The organism is Pseudoclavibacter helvolus, assembly GCF_049707175.1.
GTDB classification, from domain to species: Bacteria; Actinomycetota; Actinomycetes; order Actinomycetales; family Microbacteriaceae; genus Pseudoclavibacter; species Pseudoclavibacter helvolus_A.
This window is the reverse complement of sequence record NZ_JBNAFM010000013.1, coordinates 42,867-54,821: the sequence shown is the minus strand read 5'-3', so window position 1 is coordinate 54,821 and position 11,955 is coordinate 42,867. Positions and strand designations below refer to the sequence as shown.

10 protein-coding genes are annotated in these 11,955 nt (G+C 68.7%); 3 read left to right on the top strand and 7 right to left on the bottom strand.

The window, feature by feature from the left end; genetic code table 11:
- Positions 1-306: 306 nt before the first annotated feature.
- The 3 genes from ACPYN9_RS11685 to ACPYN9_RS11675 all read right to left on the bottom strand — a co-directional run bounded on the left by ACPYN9_RS11685 (position 307) and on the right by ACPYN9_RS11675 (position 3,738).
- Positions 307-1,221: a sugar phosphate isomerase/epimerase family protein gene (locus ACPYN9_RS11685; RefSeq protein WP_424466703.1), complete on the bottom strand. Its 915-nt coding sequence runs from the start codon at positions 1,219-1,221 to the stop codon at positions 307-309.
- Between the two features lie 53 nt (positions 1,222-1,274).
- Positions 1,275-2,429: a Gfo/Idh/MocA family protein gene (locus ACPYN9_RS11680; RefSeq protein WP_424466702.1), complete on the bottom strand. Its 1,155-nt coding sequence runs from the start codon at positions 2,427-2,429 to the stop codon at positions 1,275-1,277.
- A gap of 163 nt (positions 2,430-2,592) precedes the next feature.
- Entirely contained in the window at positions 2,593-3,738 is a 1,146-nt protein-coding gene (locus ACPYN9_RS11675; RefSeq protein WP_424466701.1) for a mandelate racemase/muconate lactonizing enzyme family protein, read from the bottom strand.
- A 121-nt stretch (positions 3,739-3,859) separates the two neighbouring features.
- Between ACPYN9_RS11675 and ACPYN9_RS11670 the strand changes: the two genes are divergently transcribed.
- Positions 3,860-4,591 (top strand): FadR/GntR family transcriptional regulator, encoded by a 732-nt coding sequence (locus tag ACPYN9_RS11670; protein ID WP_424466700.1) that lies wholly within the window; start codon positions 3,860-3,862, stop codon positions 4,589-4,591.
- Positions 4,592-5,007: 416 nt separating this feature from the next.
- Here ACPYN9_RS11670 and ACPYN9_RS11665 read toward each other — a convergent pair whose 3' ends face one another.
- Both ACPYN9_RS11665 and ACPYN9_RS11660 read right to left on the bottom strand, forming a co-directional pair.
- Positions 5,008-7,059, bottom strand: a complete 2,052-nt coding sequence (locus tag ACPYN9_RS11665; RefSeq protein ID WP_424466699.1) for an amidohydrolase — start codon at positions 7,057-7,059, stop codon at positions 5,008-5,010.
- Between the two features lie 393 nt (positions 7,060-7,452).
- Positions 7,453-8,304, bottom strand: a complete 852-nt coding sequence (locus ACPYN9_RS11660; RefSeq protein WP_424466698.1) for a sugar nucleotide-binding protein — start codon at positions 8,302-8,304, stop codon at positions 7,453-7,455.
- Between the two features lie 723 nt (positions 8,305-9,027).
- On the opposite strand from ACPYN9_RS11660, the gene ACPYN9_RS11655 reads away from it, so the two are divergent.
- Together ACPYN9_RS11655 and ACPYN9_RS11650 are read left to right on the top strand one after the other, a co-directional pair.
- Positions 9,028-9,837: a thymidylate synthase gene (locus ACPYN9_RS11655; RefSeq protein ID WP_424466697.1), complete on the top strand. Its 810-nt coding sequence runs from the start codon at positions 9,028-9,030 to the stop codon at positions 9,835-9,837.
- Complete coding sequence (locus ACPYN9_RS11650; protein WP_424466696.1) at positions 9,834-10,463, top strand: dihydrofolate reductase; 630 nt, start codon at positions 9,834-9,836, stop codon at positions 10,461-10,463. Before ACPYN9_RS11655 ends, ACPYN9_RS11650 begins: the two co-directional genes overlap by 4 nt.
- Position 10,464: 1 nt before the next feature.
- Here the strand turns inward: ACPYN9_RS11650 and ACPYN9_RS11645 are convergent, their stop codons facing one another.
- Positions 10,465-10,593, bottom strand: a complete 129-nt coding sequence (locus ACPYN9_RS11645) for a hypothetical protein (RefSeq protein WP_424466695.1) — start codon at positions 10,591-10,593, stop codon at positions 10,465-10,467.
- 193 nt (positions 10,594-10,786) lie between these two features.
- The gene (locus ACPYN9_RS11640; protein WP_424466694.1) at positions 10,787-11,551 is read right to left on the bottom strand and encodes an SDR family NAD(P)-dependent oxidoreductase; all 765 of its coding nucleotides are present in this window, start codon (positions 11,549-11,551) and stop codon (positions 10,787-10,789) included.
- Positions 11,552-11,955 lie beyond the last annotated feature (404 nt).

The following is an 11,955-nucleotide window of genomic DNA, read 5'->3' as shown; positions in this document are numbered from 1 at the left end:
GTTGTGTGGGGGTACTCAGCTTGCGCTGACACTCAGCGTGACGTGAGCGCGTCGACCGCGGTCGCTCGACGCTATTTCGTCGCCACGTCACCCTGAGTGTCAGCATTCCAGTGCACCGTGGGGATCAACCGCCGAAGTAGCCCGGGCGCCGCCGAGATCGCGCTGCGCGGGAGCCGGGTGGTTGGCACTTGGGGCTGGGTTGGGTTGGGGCTGGGCGAGCGCGGCGCACTGGGCGGCTAGCCCGACGCAATGGCCGGCTAGCCCGACGCCCCGGCAGGCCCGGCCAGCCGGCCCGGCCCGGCCCGATTAGATCGAGTACTTCCGCAGGATGTCGTCGATGAACTTCTTCGCGCGCGGGATGTCCGACTCGTCGAGGTGCTCGATGATGAGCGGCGCGTTGGGGTTGCGTTCCGCGAGGCGCTGCAGGTAGAGCTCGTAGTCGAGTGAGCCGAGGCCGGCGGCGGGCAGCTCGATCTCGCCGACGCCGCGGAAGGTGTGCGACGCGAGTGCGTCGTCGTCGCCGATGTCGGCGTGCTTCTCGCTCTTGTCGTCACCTGCACGCTTGACGTCCTTGGCGTGGGCGACGCGCACCTTGTCGGCGAGGGTGTCGAAGACCTCGTTGAGCACGCCGGCCTGGTCGTCGATGTTGGAGGCGTCGAAGTAGTTCGTCGGGTCCATGAGCAGCTCGATGCCGGGCGAGCGGATGTCGTTGAAGACGCGCACGGTCTCGCGGACGGAGCCGATGACGTTGTTGACGTACGTCTCGAGCAGGAAGATCGAGCCGTGGTCGTAGGCCTCCTGGGCGAGCTCGGCGAGCACGTCGCGCACCTGCTCGTAGGCGTCTTCGGTCTTGTTGTGTGGGTCGCTGTCCCACTCGCTGTCGGGGTTGAAGGTGCCGGACTCGGAGATGACGTACGGCGTGCCGAAGGAGCGCGCGTTGCGGATGATCTCCTTCAGGTAGTCGACGTTGGCGCGGCGGTGGTCTGGGTCGGGGTGCACGATGTTCGTGTAGCCCGAGATCGCCGAGATGGGGAGGTTGTTGTCGCGGAACGTGTCGGCGACGAGCTTCGCCTTTTCCTTCGTGATCTGCCCTGCAGTGAGGTCGAGGTCCTTGAAGTGCAGGTCGAGCTGCACGGTGTTAAAGCCGAGGGCACGCGCCTTTTCGGCGGTGGTCTTGAGGTCGTAGGGGAAGTATCCGCTGAAGATGCCGACTTGGATCATGAGCTTCTTTGCTCCTTCTGTGAGGGTTCGGGTTGGTGGTGGATGCGTTGGGTTCAGAGGGCGAATTCGTCGAGTCGCACGGGGCGGCGTTCGGCGATGGAGCGGTAGCCGGCTTCGATGAGGGCGACGGTTTTGACGTTGTCTGCCACGGTTAGGGCGGGTTCGCTGCCGGAGTCGAGCGCGTACTGGAGTTGTTCCATGACGCCGATGAAGGCGTGGGGGAACCAGTGCGTGTCCCACGTGGGGGTCACCCATTTGCCGTCGGTGGAGGGTCCTCCGTCGTCGCGGGCGGCGGAGGCGTAGGTGATGGTCGAGGGCGTGCCGCTCGGCCACCCGATGGTTCCCTTGGCGACGCCGCGCGTGCCTTCGACGCGCCAGGTGATGGAGAAGTCGTCGTCGAAGCCTTCTTCGCGGGGCCCTCCCCAGACGTCTTCGGTGGAGAGCGCGAGGAGTCCGCCTGGGAAGCGGAGCGTGGAGACGACGATGCCGTCGGTGTGTGGGAACTGGGTGCGCGGGTCGGTTCGGGTCACGGTCGTGATCTCTTCGGGGTCACCGAAGAGGAAGCGGAGCGCATCGAGGTGGTGCACGCTCATGTTGGCGAGGGTGAGCCGGTCGTAGCCTTCGAGGAAGCCCTGCCAGTGGGGTACGGCTTTCATGTCGATTTCGACGAAGACGGGTTCGCCGAGCTCGCCGCGGTCGAGCAGCTGCTTGAGCACGCGGATCGACTGGTCGTAGCGCATGTTCTGGTTGACCGACAGGATCTTGCCCGCTGACGCCGCTTCGTCGCGGAGCGCGATGGCCTCGTCGAGGGTGAGGGCGAGCGGCTTCTGGGCGAGCACGGCCTTGACGTGGGGCTGCGCGAGGGCGTGGCGGATGAGGGCCGGCTGCAGGTCCGGCGGGTACGCGATGTCGACGATCTCGACGTCAGGGTCCTCGATGAGCTGCTCTGGGGTGTCGTGCACGGTCGGGATGCCCCACTGCTCGGCGACCCGCTCGGCGTTGGCCTTGGTTCGGGACGCGATCGCGACCACCGGGAACCCTGCTTCGCTGTAGGCGGCGAGGTGCTGGTCTGCCATGATGGCGCCAGCGCCGATGGCGCCGATCTTCGCGGAGCGGGCCCGTACGGGGCCGTCGGGAGTGAGGCCGCCTTCGGCCTTGGCCTTGGCCTCGGCCTCGTTGGCCTGCGTTTCAAGGGAACTCGTGGACACTTCGACTCCTTCGCGCCGTTGCGTGAGCGTGTGCTTTCGGACCGGGGAAGTCCGAGCTATGTGAGCGCTACTGCTAGCGCTGCCATTGCACCTAATGTACCGATGCCGTGCGCCTGCCGCAAGTCCCCGACGCAGGTGTTCCGCGTGTCGCACGCGGATGCGGTCAGCGCTCGACGCCGTCCAGCACGACGCGCAGCCCAGCCCGAGACGGCCGCATGTGGGGGCCCGCCGGATCCGCCCACCCGCGCCCCGCATCCACGATCGCCGACTCGTCGATCGAAATGCCGGACCCGACCGAGTCACCCAACACAATGCCCCCATCGGCGAACTCCTGATCGACGCTCATGCCATGCGCCCAGTGCAGCGCCTGCACCTCGGTCGTCAGGTGATTCGGCACCGCCGTCATCGCAGCCGCCACCGCAGGGTTCGCGTTGTAGCCCACCGGACTCACGGGAAGATTGCGCGCATTCGCCGCGTACGCAAGACGCAGCACGTGCGTGACACCCCAGACCGCGCCAGCCTGCACGATATCGGGAGCACCGGCATCGAACAGCGGACGGAACTGGTCGACGCCCGTCAGGTTCTCCCCCGTCGCCACCGCGGCGCGCACCGCCGCAGACAATCGCGCGTGCCCGAGCGCATCCCACCGCCTCAGCGGTTCCTCAACCCACAGGAGGTCGATCTCAGCCTCGAGCGCCGACACGTAGCGCACCGCCTGCTTCACCTGCCACGACTCGTTCGCGTCGAACATGAGACCAGGATTCGGGGTATTGCGACCCAGCACGTCACGCAGCAGGCGAAGCCGCCGCAGGTCAGCGACCGGATCGACGCCACCCTTGAGCTTGCCGGCGACATACCCGCGCTCGGCGAAGTCCGCGTAGAAGGCGACGAGCTCGTCGTCGTCGAGCGCGATGTCGAGTCCGGATGCGTACCCCGGCACGAACCTGTCGCGCCCGCCGAGCAGGCGCCAGAGGGGCTCACCCGCGAGCTTCGCCTTGAGGTCCCAGAGGGCGGCGTCGAGCGTGGCGACGCCACCGTAGGTCGCGCCGGCGTGGCCGGACTTGAACACCTGGGCGAGCATCCGGTCGAAGAGCGCGGACACGCCCCGCGGATCCTCGCCCTCCAACGCCGGGAAGAGTCGCGCGATGTCGGCATGCGAGCCGACGCCGATGCCCTCGACCCCCTCGTCAGTCTCGAGGATCACGATGGGGACATCGGTGATCGCGGCGCTGATGTGACCGTTGACGTCGCCGATGGACCGCCCCCAGTCATGCCTGGTGGTGAGCAAACGGAAGCCGGTGATCTTCATATCGTCCTTGATCCTCAGATGGGAGATTCAGCATACATCACATGATTTATTCGTCATATGTTTTTCGTGATCTTCGTCGTGTGCTCGCCTCAAGAGGCCCGTTCGTGGCTACAATCGCGGCATGTCCAGCACCACCACGCCCCGGCTCGGCGCCCATCGCACGCCCGCCGCGAGGCTCGGCGTGCAGGTCGTTCACGACCTCGTCTCCGCCATCGTCACCGGAGAAGTCGCACCCGGCGACCTCCTCCCCACCGAGACCGAGCTCTGCGAAAACTTCGGCGTGAGCCGCACCGTGATCCGCGAATCCATGAAACGACTCGAGGAGAAAGGCATGGTGTCCGTCGTCCAAGGACGCGGCACACAAATCGCCCCGCAATCAGAGTGGAACATCCTCGACAAGGTCGTCCTCGGCACCATGATCGAGAACGACGAAACGCTCGGCATCCTCGACGAACTCGCCGTCGTCCGCGGCCAACTCGAATCGAGCATCGCCGCCGCAGCAGCAAGCGCGAGGAGCGACGACGAGCTGCGTGTCATCCACGACCACCTCCACACGATGCACGCCACCGCGGAAGAACGCGACGCCTTCGCGGCCGCAGACGTCGCCTTCCACTTCGCCGTCATGGACATCGCAGGCGACCGACTCGCATCCGGCATCGCCCGAACCCTCTCCAAACGAGCCGGCGAAAGCAGCCGCTACTACGGAGCCCCAGGCGCCGACGCCGTGCGCCTCACCCTCGAAGAACACCAACGCGTCTACGACGCCATCGAAGCCGGCGACAGCGAAGCAGCCGCCCGCGAAATGCGCGACCACATCGCGCTCGCCTGGGAACGGCGCCGCATCCGCGACTGACGCGGGAGCGGGCGCGGGCGGATGCGGATGCGGATGCGGATGCGCGCGGGCGGGCGGGCCCGGGCGGGTGCGGGTGCGGGTGCGCGCGCGGTGCGGTGCGCGGCCGCCCGACGAAGGCGGATCTGACCGCAGAATTGTGGCGAAACGCACCCCAGAACGATCCCGCCTGCACATTCCCACAACTCTGCAGACCCAGCCCGGCACCCCACTCCCTGCAGGACTCCGCGAAACCCCAAGACCAATGCCCACACGCTCATCCACCAGAGAGTTGTGGCGAAACGCACCCCCGCGCGATCCCAGCTGCACAATCCCACAACTCTGCGGCTCCCCGAACCCGCGACCCCGCAGCGCCACGACCCGCAAACCCGGGGCCGCACCCCCAGCCCCAACGCCACCGCGCGCTGCGGCACCCGCGGTCAGCAGCCGTGGCCGGTGTGCCCTCGCGCCGCATGGTGGGCGTGCGGCGTCGGGTCGCTTGCATGCGCGGCGGCGAGGAACTCTGCCAGGTCGACGCGCGCCCCGCCGACCCACGTTCCGAGCACCTCGACGCGTTCCGCGAGGTACCGAGGGGTGACCTCGTAGGGGTCAGCGCTCAGCTCGACGAAGTCGGCGAGCTTGCCCACGGCGATCGACCCGATCAGGTGCTCACGGTGGAGGGTGCGGGCCGCATCGATCGTGTGGGCCTTGAGAGCCGCATCCACTGAAATCGCCTGCCCAGGACCGTGGATGCGCCCGCTGCTCGTGCGCCGGGTCGCGGCCGTCTGCACGTTGAGGATGGGCGCGGGCGGCGACACCGAGCCGTCGTTGTGCAGCGACACGACGACCCCGGCGTCGACCGCGTCGGCGAACGCCTGCCAGCGAGATCCCTGCTCGGGCGCGAACATTTCGCCGTCGAGGAGGTCACCCCAGTAGTAGTACTGGAACGGCGCGAGCGACACATGCGCGCCGAGGCGCGCGGCCCGCTCGAACTGGTCCCGCCGCCCCGAGCCCGCATGTTCGATGCGCCAACGATGGTCGGTGCCGAGCAGGCCGTGCTCGGCGAGCGCGCGCTCGTAGGCGTCGAGGGCGAAGTCGATGGCCAGGTCGCCATTCGCGTGGAACGACATCTGCCAGCCAAGGGGCGCGCAGGCGTCGAGCGTCGCATCCACCGCCTGCCGCGTGTAGTTGAGTGCGGATGCGCCTCCCGCGGTCGCCGGGTCGATGCCCGCGCGCCGCGTCGCGCCGTTGTCCAGGTAGGGGAATGAAGTGGCGACGTTGCCGATCCACGGGGAGCCGTCGGTCCAGAGTTTCACGCCCTGCTTCACGAGGCGCTGCTCCCCCGCGGCGAACGTCGCCGCGGCGCCCGGGTCGGCTGCCGTGGACACTTCCCACAGGCTCACGCGCAGCGGTGACGACGGCATCGCGGCGAGCGCCTCATACGCGGGGGCGAGATCGGCCGAGAACGTCATGTCGGACGTGGACGTGATGCCCGCGCGCGCCATGAGCGCGTAGTACTCGGCCGCACTGCCGAGGGGGTTGCCGCCGAGCCGCTGCATGACCGGCCCGAGCACCGCGGTGTTCGCGGGGATCTCGAACGAGACGCCCGTGAGCGCGCCCGCCGCGTCACGCCCGAAGGAGCCTCCGACCGGGTCTTCCGGTGGGGTGGTGTCCCACCCTCGGTCGCGGATGAGCGCAGACGTGAAAGAGCAGGCGTGCCCCGAGTTGTCGACGACCACCGCCACCCGGTCCCCGAAGATCTCATCAAGGTCGGCAGCCGTCGGGGCGGGGCGGCCGTGGAGGAGCGCGTCGAACCCGTTGAACAGCAGGGGCGTCTCGGCGTCGTGCTCGGCCATCGCCTGCGAGAACACGCTGAGCACCTCGCTCCACGTCGGCGCCTTCCACGGCGCGATGGAAAGCGCTGGCAGCTGCGTCGCGAGTCCGCTCAAGAACGGGTGGCTGTGCGGGTCGATGAAGCCCGGCATGAGGACGGGCGCGCCACTGTCGACGACCGCCGCTCCAGGCACGACCTCGGCGCACTCGGCGAGGGTCCCGACCGCGACGATCTTGCCGTCCGCGATCGCGACCGCGGATGCGCGCGGCAGCTGCGCATCCATCGTCACGATCGTGGATGCGGTCAGAATGAACGCCCCGGAAGCGTGCGCCGTGCGTGAGTCGGGGGTGATGCCGGGGCCATCGGGCCTGGGGGCAGCGGCATGCGGCGCGGGGACGGGAGGAACGGCGGCGGGAGGAACGGAGGCGGGAGCAGGATCCGCACCGTCAGCGGCGGCGGGAGCAGGATCCGCACCGTCAGCGGCGGCGGGAGCTGCAGGATCCGCGCCTGCCGCAAGAGCAGCAACGGGATCTGCAGCAGCACCGGCAGCGGCCACGGCATCGACCTCGACATCTGCACCGACAGCAGGAGCACTCGCCGCAGCGCTGGCGGCGGCAGCGGCAGCGGCAGCGGCAGCGGCAGACCTTGGCTCGGACATGCGACTCCTTCGGGCGCCGCGCTGTGCGGCTGGCAACGAATGTGGGATGGAGCGGGAGTGGAGCGAGTGTGTTGCGTGCGACGCCATCAGTATGGCGCGCGAGGGTAAAACTCTCTACACGATGCCGCGTGCGCTCACTTTTGGCCGCGAGTTACCCCAAACGGTCGTTCTGGAGCGTCCGATGACGACCCTTTGCGGCAGCTCGCGGATGGCGACGTGTGGCACGAGATCAGTGGCCCGGGTTTGCGAAGCGCGAGCCCAACGGAGCGTGCCCAGCGTCCCGAGCCCCGCAGCGCGGGACCCGCATCCCCGTGCCCCTCGGCTCACGACCAGCAGCACGTGACCGCATCCGCAGCCCCGCAACGCTGGTCCCGCGAGAAAGAACCCCGGGCTTCAGCTGGCTCGGAGCCGCACCATCTCCGCGTAACCGTCTCGGTAGCCGGGGTACTCGAGCGCGCCGAGGAGGCCGAGCATCCGCTCGCCGCTCAGCACGGTTCCGCTTGCCTCGTCCTGCTCGGCGCGAGGCGGCGCATCCACCCCCAGCTCCCCCGCGACAAACTTCGCGACGTCGCCGAGCGAAGCCGGATGCGCGTCAGTGGCGTGCAGCAGCGTTGGCGCATCCGCGCGCTCGAGCATCGCCTCGATGGCGCGAACGAGGTCGGTCTCGTGCACGCGGTTCGTGCGGCGCGCGTACTGGATGGGGGCGCCGGCGAGCACGCGGCGGACGAGGCTGTCGCGGCCCGGCCCGTAGATGCCGGACGGCCTGATGACGGATGCGCCGAGCAGTTCGGCCGCGCGGCGCTCCCCGTCGACAAGCGCACGGGCTCGGTCGGACGCCGGCGAGGGCGCATCCACCTCGCTGAGCACCGAACCGTCGCCGCTGCCCTCGAAGACGCGAGTGGATGACACGAACACGACACGCTCCGGGATGCTCGGCAGGCTCTCGGCCAGGGCCTCGAGGGAGCGCCGGTAGCCGTCCGGCGCCACGACACCGTCGACCGAGGGCGGCGGCAGCGTAACCACGAGGGCGTCGACGCGGGGTAGCTCGAGGGGCGCGGCGGCAGGGCTCGAGAGGTCCGCGGCGATGAGCTTCGCGTTGCGCTCATCCGCGACGTCGCTGCGGCGCACGCCGAACACTTCGGTGCCCCTCGGGCCGTAGCGCTGCGCAAGGCGGGCGCCGAGCTTACCGAAGCCCGCGATGAGGAGTCGGGCGGGCACAGGCGAGGATGCGGCGGGGGCGCTCATCCCCCGAGCGTAGGTGGCCGCCCCCGCGAGCTGCCCCAGAAGGTCGCTCCGGATGCGCGCATCACGACCATTTGAGGCATCTCGCGGCGATCCCAGACCGAGCAGCCCCACAAGATCGCCCTAGATGCGCGAACTGCCGTAAGGGTCGCCCTCGATGCGCGAGCTGCCGCGAAGGGTCGCTCCGGATACGCGCACCACGACCCTTCGCGGCAGCTCGCGCCAATCCAAGACCAAGCAGCCGCACAAGATCGCCCCGGATGCGCGAACTGCCCCAAAAGGTCGCCTGGATGCGCGAGTTGCCCCAAGAGGTCGCTCCGGATGCGCGCATCACGACCGTTTGAGGCATCTCGCGGCAATCATCGCCCGAGCCGCTGCAAAGGTCGCCCCCGATGCGCGAGCTGCCGCAAAGGGTCGCCCTAGATGCGCGAGCTGCCCCAGAAGGTCGCTCCGGATGCGCGCATCACGACCATTCGAGGCATCTCGCGGCAGTCATTGGCAGCCGCCCGGCCGCTGACATCCGAAAACGGCACGGACTGCCCCTCACCGGCGCGAGCAGTGATCCCGCCATTCGATGCGTACCGCCACGAGCGCCAGAGCGATCCATTCCGAACGCCGCGAACGCAACGAACACCGCGAACGCAACGAACACCGTGAAGGCAGCGAACTCCGCGAACTCTGCCGACGCAGCGTACGCTGCGGACGCAGCGGGCGTATCCTCGGGACGTGACTTCGGAGATCCTGACCCCGTACGAAGACCTGCTGCGCGACGTGCTTGAGAACGGCGCCCACAAGTCTGATCGCACCGGAACGGGGACGCGCAGCGTGTTCGGCCGGCAGATCCGGTTCGATCTGGCGGAGAGCTTCCCGCTGATCACGACGAAGCGCGTGCACTTCAAGTCGATCGCGTACGAACTGCTGTGGTTCCTGCGCGGCGACTCGAACGTGCGCTGGCTGCAGGAGCGCGGCGTGAAGATTTGGGACGAGTGGGCCGACGAGAACGGCGATCTCGGCCCCGTCTACGGCGTGCAGTGGCGTTCGTGGCCGACGCCCGAGGGCGGTCACATCGATCAGATTGAGCAGGTTGTCGAGCAGATCCGATCGAACCCGGACTCGCGCCGCCACATGGTGACGGCGTGGAACCCTGCAGAGATTTCGACGATGGCGCTGCCCCCGTGCCATGCGCTGTTCCAGTTTTATGTTGCCGACGGCAAGCTGTCGTGCCAGCTGTACCAGCGCAGCGCGGACTTGTTCCTGGGCGTGCCGTTCAACATCGCCTCCTACGCGATGCTCACGCTCATGGTTGCGCAGCAGACGGGCCTCGAGCCGGGCGAGTTCGTGTGGACGGGCGGCGACTGCCACATTTATGACAACCATGAGGAGCAGGTACGGGAGCAGCTCACGCGCGACCCGTACCCGTACCCGCAGTTGCGCATCCACCGCACCCCCGACACGATCTTCGACTACGAGTTCGAGGACTTCGAGGTCGAGAATTACCAGCACCACCCCGCGATTCGCGGCGCTGTCGCCGTATGAGCGGCGCGGCGCGACCGGAGCAGGTTGCCGGGGCAGCGGATGCGGCGCGCGCGCAGCCAGAGGGCGACGCCCGGGCGCGGCCCACGGTTGGCTTGGTATGGGCGCAGGCCCGCGGCGGCGTGATTGGCGCTGAGGGCGGCATCCCTTGGCACGTGCCGGAGGACATGGCGCATTTTAAGGCAGTCACCGTGAAGCATCCAGTCATCATGGGGCGCAAGACGTGGGATTCGCTTCCGGAGCGGTTCCGACCGTTGCCGGGGCGGCGCAATATCGTCGTGACCCGGCAGGCCGAGTGGGCCTCCGAGGGAGCCGAACGCGCGGGATCGCTCGAGGCGGCGATCGCGCTGGCTGGCGCCCCGGCGGGCGAGGACGATCTGGACGAGGCAGCCGCTTCAGCCGCTTCGGCTGAGGTTTGGGTCATGGGCGGCGGCGAGCTCTACCGCGAAGCCATCGCGGGCGCCGACCGCCTCGAGGTCACTGAGATCGACCTCGAGGTCGACGGCGACGCGCACGCCCCCGACTGGTCGGGCGACGAGTGGCGGGTGGATGCGCGCGAGCCGTCCGCGGGATGGCTCGAGTCGCGCACGGGCATCCGGTATCGGTTCCTGAGCTTGAGCCGCACGTGACTCACTCGACCTGACGCAAGGAACCTGCGGCGGAAGCCGAGTCGCTGGCGGGCGGAAACGCCACCGTCACCATCACCGTCACCGCCAACGCCGACGTCAGCGCCAACGTCTCATCCACCGTCAGCGTCACCGTCGACTCCGACTCCAACTCCAACGAAGCCGACGCCAACGCCGACGCCGACGCCGACGCCGACGCCGAATCCAACGCCAACGCTGCCAGCCAAACTGCCGTTTTGCCGCGCGCGGCGCGAATCGCCGCCAGTCGAACGGCCCTTGTGAGCGCCGGATAAGGGCCGTTCGACTGGCAGCGTTCGCTGCGACCGCTACGCCTGCACCGGCCTCACTCGGAGGCCACCGAAGCCGCCGTCGACGGAGACGACGCTGCCGGTCGCGGATGCGGACAGCGGCGACGCGAGGTAGGCCACTGCCCCAGCGACCTCGGCTGGTGTGACGAGCCGCCCCGTCGGCTGCCGCGCGTTCATGGCCGCGCGCTCGGCCTCGGGGTCGGCGACGTTCGCGACCATCCGCTGCACCCACGGTGTATCGGTGGTGCCGGGCGAGACGGCGTTGACGCGAATGCCGTCGTGCACGTGGTCTGCGGCCATCGCGAGGGTGAGCGCATGCACTGCGCCTTTGGTCGCCGAGTACAGGGCACGCTGCTGGATGCCCGTGGTTGCGGCGATCGAGGTCAGGTTCACGATGGCGGCTGCATCGGACTCGCGCAGCGCTGGCATCGCCGCGGCGCACACCCGGGCGACGCCCTGCACGTTCACGTTGAGGACGCGCGACCATTCGTCGTCGCTCGAGTCCTCGATGGTGCCGAACGCGCCGATGCCCGCGCAGTTCACGACGACGTCCAGCCGCCCGAAGCGGTCGAGGACGGCCGCGACCCCAGCATCCACTGAAGCCCGATCGGACACGTCGACGTTTACGCCGAACGCCCGCTCCTCGACCGAGGCGCCGTTGAGGTCGAAAACCGCGACCTGCGCACCCCGGGAGAGTAGCTCGTCGGTGACGGCCGCCCCTATCCCGGATGCGCCGCCCGTCACGATCGCGACCCGCCCGGCGAACTCGCCTGTCGCGCTCATGCGGTCACCTCCGCGCATCCAGCAGTCTCGGGATGGGTTCCGCATCTCGGGATGCCTTGCAACCCATCCCGAGGTGAGGAAGCCATCCAGAAAGGTGTGGGAGAGCCTTCGAACTCGACGACCGAGTGGAACGCCGGAGAGGTCGAGACTCGGGCCGCCCCGCCGTCGCCAGCCGCGCATCCAGCAGTCTCGGGATGGGTTTCGCATCTCGGGATGGCTTGCAACCCATCCCAAGGTGAGGAACCCATCCCGAAAGGTGTGCGAGAGCCTTCGAACTCGACGACCGAGCGGAACGCCGGCGAGATCGAGACTCGGGCCGCCCCGCAGTCGCCAGCCGCGCATCCAGCAGTCTCGGGATGGGTTTCGCATCTCGGGATGGCTTGCAACCCATCCCAAGGTGAGGT